This window comes from Corynebacterium tuberculostearicum (assembly GCF_022347235.1).
In the GTDB taxonomy this organism is placed as follows: domain Bacteria; phylum Actinomycetota; class Actinomycetes; order Mycobacteriales; family Mycobacteriaceae; genus Corynebacterium; species Corynebacterium tuberculostearicum_F.
Genome location: NZ_JAKRDX010000006.1, coordinates 22,645 through 38,331 on the forward strand (window position 1 = coordinate 22,645; position 15,687 = coordinate 38,331).

At 61.1% G+C, this 15,687-nt stretch carries 14 protein-coding genes; 8 read left to right on the forward strand and 6 right to left on the reverse strand.

Features of this window, described 5'->3' with window-relative positions; genetic code table 11:
• Positions 1–58: 58 nt before the first annotated feature.
• Positions 59–1,555, reverse strand: coding sequence for a DUF1846 domain-containing protein (locus MHK09_RS04620; RefSeq protein WP_250412798.1), 1,497 nt, complete (start codon positions 1,553–1,555; stop codon positions 59–61).
• A gap of 127 nt (positions 1,556–1,682) precedes the next feature.
• Here MHK09_RS04620 and MHK09_RS04625 point away from each other — a divergent pair, with 127 nt between their 5' ends.
• Positions 1,683–2,498: an Fpg/Nei family DNA glycosylase gene (locus MHK09_RS04625; protein ID WP_250412799.1), complete on the forward strand. Its 816-nt coding sequence runs from the start codon at positions 1,683–1,685 to the stop codon at positions 2,496–2,498.
• 18 nt (positions 2,499–2,516) lie between these two features.
• Entirely contained in the window at positions 2,517–4,094 is a 1,578-nt protein-coding gene (locus tag MHK09_RS04630) for a bifunctional ADP-dependent NAD(P)H-hydrate dehydratase/NAD(P)H-hydrate epimerase (RefSeq protein WP_250412801.1), read from the forward strand.
• A gap of 6 nt (positions 4,095–4,100) precedes the next feature.
• On the opposite strand, the gene MHK09_RS04635 is transcribed toward MHK09_RS04630, so the two are convergent.
• Both MHK09_RS04635 and MHK09_RS04640 read right to left on the reverse strand, forming a co-directional pair.
• A complete protein-coding gene (locus MHK09_RS04635; RefSeq protein WP_250412802.1) occupies positions 4,101–4,742 on the reverse strand; it encodes an ABC transporter ATP-binding protein in 642 nt (213 codons plus the stop codon).
• Between the two features lies 1 nt (position 4,743).
• On the reverse strand, positions 4,744–5,727 hold the full coding sequence (locus MHK09_RS04640; RefSeq protein WP_250412803.1) for an ABC transporter permease: 984 nt from the start codon (positions 5,725–5,727) through the stop codon (positions 4,744–4,746).
• Positions 5,728–5,880: 153 nt separating this feature from the next.
• On the opposite strand from MHK09_RS04640, the gene MHK09_RS04645 reads away from it, so the two are divergent.
• The 4 genes from MHK09_RS04645 (at position 5,881) to MHK09_RS04660 (ending at position 9,400) form a co-directional block, all read left to right on the forward strand.
• The gene (locus MHK09_RS04645; RefSeq protein ID WP_250412804.1) at positions 5,881–6,981 is read left to right on the forward strand and encodes a sensor histidine kinase; all 1,101 of its coding nucleotides are present in this window, start codon (positions 5,881–5,883) and stop codon (positions 6,979–6,981) included.
• Positions 6,974–7,591 (forward strand): response regulator transcription factor, encoded by a 618-nt coding sequence (locus MHK09_RS04650; protein WP_250412805.1) that lies wholly within the window; start codon positions 6,974–6,976, stop codon positions 7,589–7,591. The genes MHK09_RS04645 and MHK09_RS04650 overlap by 8 nt, the downstream gene beginning before the upstream one ends.
• Positions 7,591–8,565: an NAD(P)-binding domain-containing protein gene (locus MHK09_RS04655; RefSeq protein ID WP_250412806.1), complete on the forward strand. Its 975-nt coding sequence runs from the start codon at positions 7,591–7,593 to the stop codon at positions 8,563–8,565. Before MHK09_RS04650 ends, MHK09_RS04655 begins: the two co-directional genes overlap by 1 nt.
• An 82-nt stretch (positions 8,566–8,647) precedes the next feature.
• On the forward strand, positions 8,648–9,400 hold the full coding sequence (locus tag MHK09_RS04660; protein ID WP_005325917.1) for a DUF364 domain-containing protein: 753 nt from the start codon (positions 8,648–8,650) through the stop codon (positions 9,398–9,400).
• Positions 9,401–9,548: 148 nt separating this feature from the next.
• Here the strand turns inward: MHK09_RS04660 and MHK09_RS04665 are convergent, their stop codons facing one another.
• Positions 9,549–10,139: a VanZ family protein gene (locus MHK09_RS04665; RefSeq protein ID WP_250412807.1), complete on the reverse strand. Its 591-nt coding sequence runs from the start codon at positions 10,137–10,139 to the stop codon at positions 9,549–9,551.
• A gap of 78 nt (positions 10,140–10,217) precedes the next feature.
• Here MHK09_RS04665 and MHK09_RS04670 point away from each other — a divergent pair, with 78 nt between their 5' ends.
• A complete protein-coding gene (locus tag MHK09_RS04670; RefSeq protein ID WP_179387129.1) occupies positions 10,218–11,192 on the forward strand; it encodes an MDR family oxidoreductase in 975 nt (324 codons plus the stop codon).
• 78 nt (positions 11,193–11,270) lie between these two features.
• Here the strand turns inward: MHK09_RS04670 and MHK09_RS04675 are convergent, their stop codons facing one another.
• Positions 11,271–11,729: a MarR family winged helix-turn-helix transcriptional regulator gene (locus tag MHK09_RS04675; RefSeq protein ID WP_250412808.1), complete on the reverse strand. Its 459-nt coding sequence runs from the start codon at positions 11,727–11,729 to the stop codon at positions 11,271–11,273.
• Positions 11,730–12,062: 333 nt separating this feature from the next.
• Here MHK09_RS04675 and MHK09_RS04680 point away from each other — a divergent pair, with 333 nt between their 5' ends.
• Positions 12,063–12,704, forward strand: coding sequence for a hypothetical protein (locus MHK09_RS04680; RefSeq protein ID WP_236587128.1), 642 nt, complete (start codon positions 12,063–12,065; stop codon positions 12,702–12,704).
• Here MHK09_RS04680 and leuS read toward each other — a convergent pair whose 3' ends face one another.
• Complete coding sequence (gene leuS / locus MHK09_RS04685; RefSeq protein ID WP_250411185.1) at positions 12,705–15,551, reverse strand: leucine--tRNA ligase; 2,847 nt, start codon at positions 15,549–15,551, stop codon at positions 12,705–12,707.
• Positions 15,552–15,687 lie beyond the last annotated feature (136 nt).

A 15,687-nucleotide genomic window follows, 5' to 3' on the forward strand; every position in this document is an offset into this window, starting at 1 on the left:
ATATGACTGCGGCCCCTCCAGCACAAGCTGAAAGGGCCGAATCTTGAGCATGCGAAAGTTAGCGCTTTTGGTACAGCGCCTTCTTGCGGGCAAAGACTGGGTCAGAGGTCACGAGCACGCCGAGGTTGCGGAAGATTCCCTCATCCACAGAACCCAGGATGGTGGTGGTGTGGACGTCGCAACCAGCAAGCTCCTTGATCTGCTCCAGCGCCTTGCGGGCATTGTCATCCTTCGCCGCAGACACGGACAAGGCGATCAGAACCTCGTCGGTATGCAGGCGTGGATTCTTGGAACCCAAATGCTTGGTCTTGAGCGTTTGAATCGGCTCGATGGACTCGGGCGACAGGAGGTGGATATCGTCATCGATGCCCGCTAGGTGCTTCAGCGCGTTGAGCAGCATCGCCGCCGAGCAGCCCAGCAGGGGCGCGGTGCGGCCGGTGATCATGGTGCCGTCGTGCAGCTGCATAGCGGAGGCGGGCTCGCCGGTTTCTTCCGCGCGCTGGCGAGCAGGTGCCACCACGGGGCGGTCTTCTACCTTGATGCCGGCCTTGGCCATGATGACCGCGGCGCGCTCGGATTGCTCGGTGCCCAAGCCCGCACGAGCCTCTTCCACCTGCGCCTTGAAGTAACGGCGGATGATTTCTTGCTGGGCGGCGGCGCGGCACACGGCGTCGTCAGTAATGCAGAAGCCCGCCATGTTCACGCCCATGTCCGTCGGGGACTGGTACGGGGTGGTGCCGGTGAGCTTTTCCAAAAGCGTGCGCAGCAGCGGGAACGCTTCCACATCGCGGTTGTAGTTCACGGTGGATTCGCCGTGGGCGGACAGGTGGAAGTGGTCAATAATATTGGAATCATTGAGGTCCACCGTGGCTGCCTCATAGGCCAGGTTCACGGGGTGTTCCAGGGGGAGATTCCAGATAGGGAAGGTTTCAAACTTGGCGTAGCCGGCATTTTTGCCGCGCTGGTGTTCGTGGTAGACCTGCGAGAGCGCGGTGGCCAGTTTGCCGGAGCCAGGGCCCGGCGCGGTGACAACGACGAGGTCGCGGGAGGTTTCCGCAAACTCATTGCGCCCAAAGCCCTCTTCGGACACGATGAGGTCCGTATTGGTGGGGTAACCAGGGATAACGCGGTGGCGCGCCACCTTGAGGCCGAGGCGCTCGACCTTTTCGATGAAGGCCTCCGCCTGGGAGTTGCCTTCCTCCAGCTGGGTCATGACGATGTTTTCCACCAAGAATCCGCGGCTGCGGAATACATCCACCAGGCGCAGCAGGTCATCTTCATAAAGAATGCCCAGGTCCGCGCGCACCTTCTGGCGGGAGATATCTTTCGCATTGATGCAGATGAGGATCTCTACGTCTTCTTTGATGCGCTCCAGCATCGCGATTTTATTGTCCGGGGTGAAGCCGGGCAGCACGCGGGAGGCGTGCATATCGTCAAAAAGCTTGCCGCCCATCTCTAGGTAGAGCTTGCCGCCGATTTCCTCGCGGCGGGCGTGGATGTGCTTGGACTGCAGCTCAATGTATTTCTCGCGGTCAAAGCCGATTTTTTGCGTCATGATTTGAAAGCCTTCCCCTGAGTTAAATCATTCCGCATTTCGAGTTTACGCTATTGTCTCCCCGCAAATAAGTGAGCTGGTTAGCGCCCGGTTTTGCCGAAAATTCTTCCCGATTAAACTGGATTTCATGCCTGAAGGTCACGTCATCCACCGCCTAGCTAATAAATTCAACGCCGATTTTCGCGGCATGCCGCTGCGCGTGACCAGTCCGCAGGGTCGCTTCGCGGCGGAGGCGGAGCTTCTCGATGGCGAGCGCATCGAGCTGGCAGAGACCTACGGCAAGCACCTTTTCGTGCACTTTAGCGCCCCGGATCCGCGCCATATCCTCTATATTCACCTAGGCCTGATTGGCAAGCTGCGCTTCGAGCCCCGCGAGGAAGCCGGCGGACAGATCCGGGTGCGCATCGATAATGGCACCGAGGCCGCTAACCTGCGCGGACCGCAGTTTTGCCGCCTGCTCACTGAAGAGGAGTACCGCGCACAGCTAGCCAAGGTGGGCCAAGATCCGCTGCGCGCGGACGCCGACGTGGAGGCGCTCTGGGCCAAAGTGCATAAATCTCGCCGCAGCATCGGCTCACTCATGATGGATCAGCACCTTTATGCCGGCGTGGGCAATATCTACCGGGCGGAGACCCTCTTTCGCCACGGGCTCTCCCCCTTCCTGCCGGGCCGGGACGTTTCCCGTGAAACCTTTGACGCCACGTGGGCGGACTTGGTGGATCTGATGGAGTACGGGGTGGAGCACGGCCGCATCGATACCGTGCGGCCCGAGCACTCCCCCGAGGCCATGGGCCGCGAACCGCGCAAGGACGACCACGGCGGCGAAGTCTACGTCTACCGCCGCGCCGACCTACCTTGCTATATCTGCGGCACCCCGGTGGCAGAAAAGGTCATGGAGGGACGCAACCTATTTTGGTGCCCGACCTGCCAACCGGCTCCTTAAAGGCCTATCCTGGCGGGCATGCGACATGCCTATAGCGTTGCCGCCGTCCGCGCGGCGGAGCATTCCCTTCTCGCCCAGCAGAACTTTGACGATGAGCTCATGCGCCTAGCTGCACGAGGCGTGGCGGCCACAGCCGCGAGCATGCTCGGCTCTTATCGGCGCGTAACTATCCTTGCCGGGCCAGGCGGCAACGGTGGCGATGGCCTCTATGCTGGCGCTTTCCTGGCAGAAGAGGGCTACTCAGTGGAGGCCATCCTCGCGGCGGATAGCGCCCACGAACCCGCGCTAGAGGCATTTACCGCGGCCGGCGGAACCATTGCGCACGACCTAGGAAACGCCGATCTGCTTATCGACGCCGTCGCCGGCCTCGCCTCCACACGCGGCCTTTCCGGTGCCCCGCTGCGCGCCTATACCGAGGCCAAGAAGCGTGGGGTGCCGGTATTAGCGGTGGACATTCCTTCGGGCATTAACGCCGATACCGACGTGGCTGCAGCCGATGCCGTGGAGGCAGACGTGACCATTAGCTTTGGCTGGGCCCGTGCCGGACATATCTTTGCCCCGGAATGCGGTGCGGTGGTGCTCTGCGATCTGCGCCTACCCGGCGCCCCACGCTCCTTTGCAGAAGAGCTTTCCGCTACCGCGGAACCGGTGGGCTATATCGCCAACGAACCCACTATTGCCTTGCCCTACCAGTGGCCGACTGAGCCGGTGCTTTCGGGAGAACAAGGCCTGGTCACCGCCCCAAAGCCGGTGGGCTGCACGGGACCGATTCTGGATCCGACTCCGGGGGCGAAAAGCACCAAGTACACCGGCGGGGTGACCGCGGTCTGTGCTGGCAGCAGCGCTTTTCCCGGCGCGGGCATCCTCGCCGCCACGGGTGCGGTGCGCGCTACGCCGTCCATGGTTCGCGTCGTGGGCAGTGACTCCGTGGTCACGAGCCTGCCGGAGGTAGTGCCCCATGCCAGCGTCCAAGAAAAAGTCCACGCCCAAGCCTGGGTAGTAGGCCCAGGGCGAGGCACCGGACCGGAGGCGGCCGCCGAATTGCGCGCCGTGCTAGAACGCGGGCTGCCCACGATTATCGACGCCGATGCGCTCACCGTGCTCTCGGCCGACGGCGATCTACGCGAACTCGTGCGCGATCATCCCTGCGCCGTCCTGACCCCGCATGCCGGGGAATTTGAGCGGCTCTACGCGGCAACTCTCGGCCGCGAACTTGATCTTTCGAAGGGGCTCGGGGTGCGCCTGCGGGAGCTTTCCGACGCGCTCGACTGCTTCATCCTGCACAAGGGCCGGATCACCACGGTCACGGCCCCAGGCCAGAAAATTTATGGCATGAACGCAGGGCACTCCTACGCGGCCACCGCCGGTTCTGGTGACGTACTCTCTGGCATCCTCGGAGCCACGCTCGCGCAACTGGATGCCGCCGAGGCGGATGCGGAGGCGATAATTATGGAAATCCTGCACGCCGCGGCCATCCACCAACACGCGGCGGCCATTGCCGCCCACACCCCGGACGGCTTTGGCCTTTGCTCCGCCTCTCAGATTGCCGCGGCCGTGCCGCAGGCAATCGCACGACTACTCCTCATGCAGCGCTAGCTGAGGCTAGCTGAGCGCAGAAACCTTCTCCTGCTCGGAGACGTGGCCGTCCTTGACCTCCACGACGCGGTCAGCGAAGTTCAGCAGGGAGCGGTCGTGGGTCACCAGTACGGTTGCGGTGTTCATCTCCTGGGTGACATCGCGCAAGAGGCGGATGATTTCCTGCGAGAGGTGGGAATCAAGCGCAGAGGTAGGCTCATCGGCCAAGAGCAGGTCCGGCTGTTCCATGAGCGCTCGGGCGATATTGACGCGCTGGCGCTGGCCACCGGACAACTGACCCATGCGGCGGTTTCCCATCCCCGCTAGGCCAACAAACTCCAATAGCTCATCGGCGCGCTGTGGGCGCAGCTTGCGGCCAGCGATATGATCCATGATCACCAATTGGTCGCGCACATTGAGCGAAGACAGCAGGTTGGCCTGCTGGAAAATGATGGAGCGGGTACCGTCCACGTGCACGGACCCGGAGTCCGGGGTGATGAGGCCAGCAGCTACGGACAGCAACGTGGACTTGCCGGACCCGGACTCGCCCACGATGGCGGTAAGGGTGTTGGATTCGGCGATGAGGGAGGCGTCGGCAAGCGCGGTGGTCGTGGTCTCGCCGTCCTGGTAGGTCACGGTGGCGTTGCGGATATCAAGAATGGTGAACATGTTAAGCATTTCCTCCAAGGGCATCGAGTGGGTTGGCTTTAGCTACGCGGCGGGTAGCAATAAGGGCGCCGGCCATGCCGAGGGCCCAGATGCCAACCGCGGGAACGGCGATGGTGCGCAGGGAAACATCGAAGGGCACGGTGCCGGAAGCAAGCGTGCCGAGCACCCAACCAACGACAGCACCCGCAATGGTGCCGGCCGCCAAGATGATGGCGGCTTGTGCCAGGGCATCGCGCAAGAGATAGCGCACGGTGGCACCGAGCGCGCGCAGGATGGACAGGTCGCGGGTGCGTTGAATGGTCCATACGGTCAAGAAAGCGACGGTGACCAGCGCGGAGATGCCGTACAAGAAGCCCTGCATGGTAAGCAGCGAGCCGCGCTCAGACTGATAGGCCGCTAGGCCGGAAAAGGACGTGGACACCTTCACGGAGCCTGGAACCTCGTACTTATACAGCGCTGCAGTACCGATAACGCCTTCTGGAGCATGGCTAATCTGCTGCCAGGACTCGGTGGAGGCCCACACCACCTCGGAGTGGGAGTACATGGTCTCCGGAACGGTGCCCTCCACCGAGAAGTCGGCGCCGCCTAGGGTGACGGTACCGGCCGCGTCGATGGACTCTGGCAGGAGCACACCCTGCTCCGGGATGGTCTTATCGGTACCCGGAACCTGAGTTCCGGCCGGCAGGCTGAGGACAGCAACGCCGCCGTGGCCCTCCAGCTTGGTCTGGGCCGCACCGAAGGGAATGCCATCGCTGGCGACATCGCCGGCGTGCATCTCGGATTCGCTAAAGGAAGGGTCCTCGGTGGAAAAGGAAATATATGGGTACTCCTCTTCTAGGGACTCCAACGCGGAAGTATTTTGCTTGGACAGGCCCTCCGTGAGGCCGGAGAGCATCACGAGCAGAAGGGTAATGAGCGCAACCGTGCCGCCGATGAGCGCGAAGCGGCCGCGCGCTGTGGTGATTTCTCTGATTGCTAGGAACATAGTTCTATATTCGCTTTATGCAGGTCAGAAGTAATCGGCCAGCTCGCTGAACCTCGAGTCAACCAAGTGGTTGATTCACGGTCCACCGGTGCGCGGATATCCTGGGTGGTTGTGTTTAAGGGACAAAAATTATGGGTTTATGGCCTCCACGCCATGTTCGCGTTTCTGCTGGTCTTCGGCGTGGCGCGCGCCTATGTGGATGACCGGCTCGACGCCCGGGTAATCGGCTTAGCCATCGCCCTCGCCGTGGTGTATGCCGCACAGCGTTGGCTGCCCACATGGTTATGGCTGGGTGGGCTATGCCTCCTGTGGCTGGGCCTGATGGTGCATGCGCAGGATTTCATGTGGCTGGAATTCCCGCTCATTTTTGTCTTTCTGCGTGCCCTGCCCACCGTGCCTGGGTTGGTCTCCATCGCCATACTGTGGACAGCAGCGGCATTCATTCCCGCCTGGATGCACCCCGCGAGCTGGTCCATCGCTGCGGCCGTGGGACCGCTTATCGGTACCGCCTTTGCAGCCACGGTCTTTTTCATCCAGCGGCGTCTGCAGGCAGAGGCGGCGCACCACAGGGACATAGCCAAGCAGCTGCGCGAAACCCAAGCCGAGCTGGCCGCCAGCGAGCACCAAGCCGGCCGGCTGGAGGAGCGCGAGCGCCTCTCTCGCGAGATCCATGACACCGTCGCGCAAGGCCTCAGCTCTATCTTGCTGCTCTCCCGCGCGGCCCGCGGCACCGATGATCCAGCGACCAAAGAGGAGCAGTTGGCGGTCATTGAGGATGTCGCGAGCGAGAACCTGGCTGAGGCCCGCCGCTTCGTCCGCGAGCTTGCCGGACCCGATGAGCGGCTGGAAACCCAGCTCACTTCCCTACTGTCCCAGATGCGCAGCCGCGTGAAAGCCTTGGGGGAAGAGACCACCTTTGAGCTGGTGGTTTCCGGCAGCGGCAAGGTGCCCGAACGCATCAAAGAGGTCATCGTGCGCGCCGCCCAAGAGGGCCTGAATAACGTCATCAAACACGCCCACGCCTCGCGCGCCGTGGTCACGCTCGGCCTCTTCGAGGATGCGGTGACCTTGGACGTCGTTGATAATGGACGCGGACTATCCGCCTCCCCTGGCCCCGATGGCGGGGATCATGGTTTCGGGCTTACCGGCCTGCGCGGCCGCGTGGAAGCTGTGGGCGGCACCATGAACCTGGAATCCGGCGAAGGCACTGCCCTAGCCGTCCGTATCCCGCTGAAGGAGAAAAGCAATGGTTAATGTCATGCTGATTGATGATCACCCAGTGGTCCGGGCCGGCCTGCGCGCCATCCTCAATACCTTCTCCGATGTCGAGGTAGTCATGGAAGGTTCCACCGGCGCGGATGTAGATAAGCTCTTTACGGACGACGCCCCACAGGTAGACGCCGTGGTCTGCGATATCCAGATGCCCGGCATGGATGGCATCGCGGCCACCAAGCGGGTAGTGGAGGCCGACGGGCCGCCGGTGCTCATCCTGACCACCTATGACACGCAGGCCGATATCCTTGCCGCCGTGGAGGCCGGCGCGATGGGCTATCTGCTTAAAGATTCCCCCGAGCAGGCGCTGCACGAGGCCGTGCTCAATACCGCCGCGCACCGCCGCACCTTGGCACCGGAGGTAGTGGACCTCCTGGCCCAGCGCGTGGGCCGGCCGCAGGAATCGCTATCCACCCGCGAGCTAGAAATCCTCCGGGCGCTGTCCACCGGTTCCTCCAATAAGGAACTAGCCAAGCAGCTCTTCATCTCTGAGGCCACGGTCAAGACCCACCTCATTCACATTTTTCAGAAGCTGGGCGTGGAAACCCGCACCGCCGCGGTGACCGTGGCGCGGGAGAGGAAGCTCATTTAATGCTGGACTGCATAGTCATCGGTGCCGGCCAGGCGGGTCTTGCGGTGGGCTACTACCTGCGCAAGAAGGGGCTGAATTTTGTCATTCTGGACGCCGAATCCGGCCCCGGCGCGGCCTGGCGCCACACCTGGCCTTCGCTGACGCTCTTTAGCAATTCCGCCTCCTCTAACCTGCCGGGATGGCCCATGCCCCACCACGAGGGTTTTCCGCCGGCCAGCCACGTCATCGACTATTTTGCACGTTATGAAAAGCGCTATGAACTGCCCATCCGCCGGCCAGTCAGAGTGGATGAGGTGACCCATGATGGCGCGTGCTTTCACGTCTTTGCCGGTACAGAGCATCTGACCGCGCGCACGGTCGTGGCGGCCACGGGCACGTGGTCCGCGCCCTTTATCCCCTACTACCCCGGCGATTTTGGCGGACAGCAATGGCATTCAGCCTTCTACCCAGGCCCAGAGGACTTTGCCGGGTCCACCGTGGCGGTCGTGGGTGCGGCCAATTCCGGCGCCCAGATCGCGGCTGATCTCCTGCTTTCCGGAGTGGAGACCACCTGGTATACCCGCAACTCCCCGCGGTGGATGCCCGATGATGTTGACGGCCGCGTACTCTTTCAGCGCAATCGCGCCCGCCTCAACTCCATGATGCGTGGCGAGCCAGACCCCGGCGCGGATTCCAACCTGGGCGATATTGTGATGGTCCCACCGGTCCTACGCGCGCGGGATTCAGGGCTTTTGCAGGCCACCCCCATGTTTTCTTCGCTTGAAGAAGTCACCGCAGACCACCTCATATGGTGCACCGGTTTCCGGCCTGCCCTCCGGCCCATCCGCGGGCTCCTTGATGGCACCTCCCCCACCGTCGACGGCCTCTTCCTCGTGGGGTACGGCACGTGGACCGGACCCGGTTCCGCAACCATTACCGGGGTAAGCCCCTTTGCCAAGCAGACCGCGCGCGACGTTGCGAATATATGTGACTAAAGCTATAGGTTAGTCTCAGCTAATTCGACTACACTGCCTTCACGCAGAGAGTGCGAAACGATTAGGGAAAGCTGGTTTATACATGTCTGCCTGGGATCTCTACGATGACCTCATCGATGCCATTCCCCGTGACATAATGGTCTCCCGCGCCGCCCAAGGCCCGCGGTGGACCCGGGTATACAACGAAAGCCCTAGCTGCGGCATGGCCATGACCATGTCAGCAACTTCTCGCCCGGCCCAGATGCGCGCCGAGTACTCCGGCGTTCCTTTACGCGCCATCGCCCAGCTGGCCAAGAGCTGGAATTTCTCGGAGGCTTCCTTCGGCATGGCCGCGCTAAATTCCTACTACGCCACACCTTCTGTGGCCGACGAGCATGGCTTTGCGCTTGCCGACGCCCCCTGGCCCCAAATCTTCGATCCCTTCCGCAACGCCGTCGCCGGGAAGAAGGTCGCGGTCATCGGCCACTTCCCTTTTGCGCCCAAGGCACTCAACCAGGCTGCGGATTTTTATATGCTAGAGCGCTCGCTCAATGAGGGCGACTATCCCGATTCCGCCGCCGAATACATCCTGCCCGAGTGCGATTATGTCTTTATTACCGGCTCTGCCTTTGTCAATAAAACCGCGCCCCGCCTGCTCGAGCTCTCCCGCGAGTCCTTCAATGTCGTATTGGGTCCGTCAACTCCCTTAGCCCCGGTACTGGTTGAAGACTACGGCGTATCGCAGGTCACCGGAATGGTCCCAACCTCTCCCCTGGCTATGTTCGAGGGCTTAAGTGGTACCGATGCCGGCACTACCATGTTTGACTGGGGCCACCGAGTGGAATTATCTGCCTAAGGCCGCGCCGCCAAAATCGCCTCGCATGCCGCTGCATAGATTTCTGCGAGCTCATCGATGGTTTTCTCCCGCACATAGGGAACGAGAATCACGTTGCGCGTAGTCGCAACGCCAACCAGCCTAAGGCCCACCGCTCGAGGCCTAGTTTCTAGAGAACTACCCCGGCCATAACGGCAAGCAGTAATGCACCCAAGCTCAATGCCGTAAACCACCCGATGACGCGTACAGTCCGCAGCTGGACCTTCGCGCTACTGCGGCTTACCAAGAACGCGCCCACAGACGCACCGAGGGTGTTGAAAACGAGGTCATCGACGTCGCTAAATCCCAACGAGAATACGTATTGGGTAATTTCGATACCCAGGCTGAGCACCATTGCCAGGAGGATGGTTCCACCGCGGCCAAAGCGAATGCGCCGTGAATTCTGTCCCAGCACCACTAGGCACGCCCCGAGCGGCATAAACAGCGCGATATTGCCAAAGGTATTGGTCCACGGACCCCACCACGGATGAGGGTTATTAAAGCCGTTGAACATCTGCAGATCGAGGCTGCGGCGAGCATGCGCACTGGCATCGATCACGCCGGGGATATCAATAAATGGCTTACCCACCGTAGCTACGGCGATTGCCATCAAAACGACCACACAGGCGACACCTGCATTGCGCCACAGGGTGGGTCGGGCAGGCACGCCCGGCGCCCCAACCTGGCGCGAGATGCGGGTGGATGTCGTAGTCATCGTCATGTTGTTCAAGTTAACAAGCAAGCCTGAAAAATCGCCGTGATATTCGCTGTTAAATCCCTGCATCACATTTAACGTACGATGGTGAGCATGAGCACGCTACTAGTAACTCGCAACGAAGATAAGTCCGTTACGACCTCCTTCGAAGAGGGAGAGTTCCTCGGCGAGGGCGACCTTACCGTTGATGTTTCTTATTCTTCCCTGAACTACAAGGACGCCATGGCTATCGCAGGTGACCGCGGCGTCATGCGCACCAGCCCGCTGGTTCCGGGCATCGACGTGGTCGGCACGGTTTCCGAATCCAGCGTCGAGCGCCTCCCAGTTGGCACCTTGGTAGCTTCCTTCGGCGATGGACTCGGCGAATTCCGCCACGGCGGCTACACCCCGAAGCAGCGCGTCAACTCCCAAGCAACCGTCGCCCTGCCCGCGGACTTCACCGCAGAGCAGGCGGCCGCCGTTGGCACCGCGGGCTACACTGCCGCACTGTGTGTTAATTCTCTGCGCGGGCTGCCCGATGGTCCGGTCCTGGTCACCGGCGCCACCGGTGGCGTGGGCTCCATCGCCGTAAACCTCCTTTCCAATGCCGGCTACGAGGTTCACGCGATGACCGGCCGCCCGGATGACTACTCCCAGTACCTCCACGAGCTTGGCGCCCACACCATTGTGGACCGCGCCGAGTTCGCCGAGGCCGGAAAGCCACTACAAAAGGCTAGCTATGCCGGTGCCGTCGACACCTCCGGCTCCCACGTCCTAGCCAATGTATTGGCCCGCACCGTGTGGGGCGGCACCGTCGCTTCCACCGGTATGGCCGCCGGCCCAGACCTGCCCACCACCGTCTTGCCTTTCATTCTGCGCAACGTACACCTGGCCGGCGTTAACTCTGTCGACGCCCCGCTGCACTACCGCCAGAACGCATGGCAGCTGCTCGCGCGCAAGCTGGACTTGTCCATCCTCAAGTCCCTGACCAATACGATTCCTCTGTCGGACGTTGTCGAGGAATCCAAGTCCCTCCTCGAGGGCACCCACCACGGACGCACCGTCCTCAAGATTTCCTAGGCCACCCCTAGATACTCTTGCACGGCACCCGCCATCTCGGCGGGTGCCTTTTTGTATGCCCAGTTACTGCGCGAAGCTCTAGCTTTCCGACGTCCCCTCTTTAACTACCCCGCGTAGCAACGTGCGGGAAATCCTGCCCAAGGTTTGTAGGTCTTCGTCACTAAGGGTGCCCACCACGATTTCCTCGACTGCGGCGGTATGTCGCGCGATCGCTGCGTTGAAAGCGGTACTTCCCTTTTCCGTCACAGTGACTTCAACCGCGCGGGTTCCCAACTCCGGCGCCTCGCGCCTGGAAACCAATTTTCGGGACTCCATGCGCACTAACTGCCGATGCAGCCGCGATTTCTCCCACCGAAGCTCTGCCGCCAATTCATGCGGGCGTGTAGGAATCTGGCGGCGACGATTCAGTACGGCCAAGACCGCGTAGTCTGCCTCGCTCAAACTAGAGCCACTCTGCAGCTCCCCAGAAAGCCGCGCGTGGAGCGCTTCCTGCATGGCAACAAAGTCACCCCACGCCGCGCTTTGCTCCACACGCATGGCATTCCTCCTTTGGTTTTCCTTCTTTCACCAGTCTATACTGCACAGTTGATCTAGCAACTCATTGGCTAGATGGGAGTTGATACACCAACTCCCACTACTGCACAGAGATGTGGGTCTACGAGAACCACAGTTTCCCAAACCAATGCCTTTGGTCTCGAAAGCACTTATGTTTTGCTTTTGAATACCTATCTGCTGAAACCCACCATTGTTTGAGTAGATATGTTCTTGACCGGAAAATTAAATAGTGAAGCGACTACCCGCGGCAAGAATGCGGCTGCGAACGCAATGACCGCTCCGGCAGAGGAGACCACAGCGTTTAGAATGGCAAGCATGGATAAGCTATTTAGCACGTGCGGTTTCGACTTCGCGGATATGGAAGAACTCATTGCGGAGCTGCCTACCGACCACGACATGTGGGAGGCGCCCGGATTTGATCGAGTGCTATTCCACGCCGACCCGTCCGGCATGGCGGTTACAGCCATGGAGTACGAGGGGGAGTGGGCCGCGGTTCCTTCGTACCGGGGTGGGGAAGAGGCACCGGGGACGATATATCGCGCAACGCCCTATATCGGCATTGTGGAAACGGGGGATTTACGGTTCGCGGCGCTGGCGGATGCGCCCTTTGCCCTGCCGGCGGGCAACCCGGTCGGCGGAGAGAAGCTCCAGGAACAGGTGCGGCCGGCGGTTGTGGCATTGAAATACGAGGTAGGGGAGCCGGAAGAGTTTTCCTTGACTTCGCCCGCTACCGAGCGCTTCTACCGGAACTTCAAGCCCAGCATGCTCAACCCGCAGGTAGAGGTGGCGGGGACTATCGGGGGCGTCGCCAAGCACAGCAATGAGCTGGGCATGGGGGAGTTTTGGGTATGCGACCTCGACGGCCTCCCGCTCATTGTGAACGAGAAGCTTGAGGTCGGCCAGGGGATCCGGACGCACGGCATTGCGCTGTGCGCCACGGAATTTTGGGAAGGGTAACTACTTGACCACGAGGTTGACCATCCGGCCAGGGACGTAGATTTTCTTGACTACGTTCTTAGCGTTGGTCAGCTCGGCAATCTTGGCATCGGCGAGGACAACCTCGAAGACCGCATCCTGGTCAGCATCAGCAGCTACGTTGATGCGGGCCTTTACCTTGCCGTTGATCTGCACCGGCACCTCGATCTCATCGTCTACCAGGTACTTTTCCTCAAAGGTAGGGAAAGGCTGGTAGGTGATGGTCTCGTCATGTCCAAAGCGCTGCCACAGTTCCTCCGCGATATGCGGGGCAATGGGGGAGACCAACTGTGCGATCGGCTCCACGGCGGCGCGTGGGGCCTCGGTGCGGTAGGTCTTGGTCAGGTAATTGACGTACTCGATAAGCTTGGCCACCACGGTATTAAGCCGCAGGTTCTCGTAATCATCGCGCACGCCCGCGATGGTGCGGTGGAGCTGCTTGAGGTCATCCTCGCTCAAGGCGGCGTCGGTAGTCGCCAGCTCGCCGGTGTCCTCGTTGACGGCCAGGCGCCACAGGCGCTGCAGGAAGCGTTGGGAACCTACGACGTCCTTGGTAGCCCACGGGCGGGAGGTATCCAGCGGGCCCATGGACATCTCATAAACGCGCAGGGTATCGGCACCGAAGTCGCGGCAGATATCGTCCGGGGCCACGGCATTCTTGAGCGACTTGCCCATCTTGCCGTACTCCTGCTTGACCTCTTCGCCGTTGTAGTAGAACTTGCCATCTTTTTCTTCTACTTCAGCGGCCGGCACGTACACACCGCGGGAATCCGTGTAGGCATAGGCCTGAATATAACCCTGGTTGTACAGGCGGCGGTAGGGCTCCTGAGAGCTGACAAAGCCCAGGTCAAAGAGCACCTTATGCCAGAAGCGGGAGTAGAGCAGGTGCAGCACCGCGTGCTCGACGCCGCCGACGTAGAGGTCCACGCCGCCCGGATCCTGCGGGCCATGCTGCTCCGGACGCGGGCCGGTCCAGTAGCGCTCGTTCTCGATATCGCAGAATGCCTCATCATTGCGGGGATCGATATAGCGCAGCTGGTACCAAGAAGAACCCGCCCACTGCGGCATAACGTTGGTATCGCGGAAGTAGGTCTGTGGGCCATCGCCCAAATCGAGCTCTACCTCGACCCAATCGCGCACCTTTGCCAGCGGTGGTTGTGGCTCGGAATCCTTGTCCTCGGGATCAAAGGAAACTGGCTTATAGTCTTCTACCTCTGGCAACTCTACCGGGAGCATGGATTCCGGCAGGGCGTGGGCAAAGCCGTCCTTGTCGTAGACGATGGGGAAGGGCTCGCCCCAGTAACGCTGGCGGGCGAAGAGCCAATCGCGCAGTTTGTACTGCACCTTTTCGCGGCCGGAGCCGTCCTTTTCTAGCCATTCGATGGCCGCGGCAATGGCCTCGGCCTTGTTCAGGCCGTTGAGATCTAGGCCCTTGTCATTGGAGGAATTAACCAGCGCGCCGTCCTCGGTCCAGGCTTCTTCCTCCACGTTTCCGCCAGAGACAACCTCCGTAATAGGTAGGCCGAAGGCCTGGGCGAACTCGTAGTCACGGGTGTCGTGCGCCGGAACTGCCATGATGGCACCGGTGCCGTAGCCGGTCAGCACATAGTCCGCGATGAAGATCGGGACCTTCTTGCCAGAGACCGGGTTGGTGGCATAAGTACCCAGGAAGACGCCAGTCTTTTCCTTGTTCTCCTGGCGCTCCAGGTCGGACTTGGCGGCAATATCGGTGCGGTAGGACTCAACGGCCTCCTTCGGATCATCGTGGCCGTAGGTCCAACGCTCATCCACGTCATCGTCATAGGGGATGGGGGAGAGGAGGGCGTCGACAAGCTCATGCTCTGGGGCCAGCACCACGTACTCGGCGCCGAAGAGGGTATCCGGGCGGGTAGTGAAGACCTCAATCTCGTAGCCTTCAGCTGGGAAGGAGACCTCTGCGCCGCGGGAACGCCCAATCCAATTGCGCTGCATGGACTTAACCTTCTCCGGCCAATCCAAAAGCTCCAGATCATCCAGCAAGCGATCGGAGTAGGCGGTAATGCGCATCATCCACTGCGAGAGGTTCTTACGGAAGACCGGGAAATTTCCGCGCTCGGACTTACCCTCAGCGGTGACCTCCTCGTTTGCCAGCACGGTGCCCAAGCCTGGGCACCAATTCACCGTGGAATTAGACAGGTAAACCAAGCGGAATTCATCGATAGCCGCAGCCTTTTCCTCTTCGGTGAGGTCCTCGTAGTAGCGGCCGTCCTTGGTGGTGCGCTTATTGGCCTCTAGTTCCTTGATGAGCTCTGCAATCGGGCGCGCCTTCTGCTGTTCCTCATCAAACCAAGAGTTATAAATCTGCAGGAAGATCCACTGCGTCCACTTGAAGAACTCCGGATCGGTCGATTCCACGGAGCGGCGCGGATCGTGGCCCAGGCCCAACATGCCCAGCTGGCGGCGCATGTTTTCAATATTCGCCTCGGTGGTGGTGCGCGGGTGGGTACCGGTCTGGATGGCGTACTGCTCGGCCGGCAAGCCGAAGGCGTCGTAGCCCAAGGTGTGCAGCACGTTCTTGCCCAGCATGCGGTTATAGCGGGCGTACGTATCGGTGGCGATATATCCCAGTGGGTGTCCCACGTGCAGGCCCGCACCGGAAGGGTAGGGGAACATATCCTGCACATTGAGCTTTTCCTTAGGCAACTCGCCCGCATCGGTGGCGAGCTCGCCGACCGGGTTCGGGGCATTAAAGGTGCCATTGTCTTTCCAGTACTGCTGCCAGGTCTTCTCGATCTGGTTCGCCAGCTCCGGGGTATAGCGGTACGAAGTGGAATCGCTCTGGGTAGTCATAATCACACAGTGTAATAGCCGTATCCCGGCGCGGGGTAGTTCGCTACGCTTTCCGCGTTCCGCAGGGCACGCACATCCAAAATCCCCGCCGTATTCGCCCCCGGTTTTCGCGTCATTTCCGCCGCTCGCAGCCAAA

Bases quoted from the DNA above. Each gene is read 5' to 3' on its own strand.
- MHK09_RS04620 (WP_250412798.1), bottom strand. From the start codon at position 1,555: ATGACGCAAAAAATCGGCTTTGACCGCGAGAAATACATTGAGCTGCAG.
- MHK09_RS04625 (WP_250412799.1), top strand. From the start codon at position 1,683: ATGCCTGAAGGTCACGTCATCCACCGCCTAGCTAATAAATTCAACGCC.
- MHK09_RS04630 (WP_250412801.1), top strand. From the start codon at position 2,517: ATGCGACATGCCTATAGCGTTGCCGCCGTCCGCGCGGCGGAGCATTCC.
- MHK09_RS04635 (WP_250412802.1), bottom strand. From the start codon at position 4,742: ATGTTCACCATTCTTGATATCCGCAACGCCACCGTGACCTACCAGGAC.
- MHK09_RS04640 (WP_250412803.1), bottom strand. From the start codon at position 5,727: ATGTTCCTAGCAATCAGAGAAATCACCACAGCGCGCGGCCGCTTCGCG.
- MHK09_RS04645 (WP_250412804.1), top strand. From the start codon at position 5,881: ATGTTCGCGTTTCTGCTGGTCTTCGGCGTGGCGCGCGCCTATGTGGAT.
- MHK09_RS04650 (WP_250412805.1), top strand. From the start codon at position 6,974: ATGGTTAATGTCATGCTGATTGATGATCACCCAGTGGTCCGGGCCGGC.
- MHK09_RS04655 (WP_250412806.1), top strand. From the start codon at position 7,591: ATGCTGGACTGCATAGTCATCGGTGCCGGCCAGGCGGGTCTTGCGGTG.
- MHK09_RS04660 (WP_005325917.1), top strand. From the start codon at position 8,648: ATGTCTGCCTGGGATCTCTACGATGACCTCATCGATGCCATTCCCCGT.
- MHK09_RS04665 (WP_250412807.1), bottom strand. From the start codon at position 10,139: ATGACGATGACTACGACATCCACCCGCATCTCGCGCCAGGTTGGGGCG.
- MHK09_RS04670 (WP_179387129.1), top strand. From the start codon at position 10,218: ATGGTGAGCATGAGCACGCTACTAGTAACTCGCAACGAAGATAAGTCC.
- MHK09_RS04675 (WP_250412808.1), bottom strand. From the start codon at position 11,729: ATGCGTGTGGAGCAAAGCGCGGCGTGGGGTGACTTTGTTGCCATGCAG.
- MHK09_RS04680 (WP_236587128.1), top strand. From the start codon at position 12,063: ATGGATAAGCTATTTAGCACGTGCGGTTTCGACTTCGCGGATATGGAA.
- leuS (WP_250411185.1), bottom strand. From the start codon at position 15,551: ATGACTACCCAGAGCGATTCCACTTCGTACCGCTATACCCCGGAGCTG.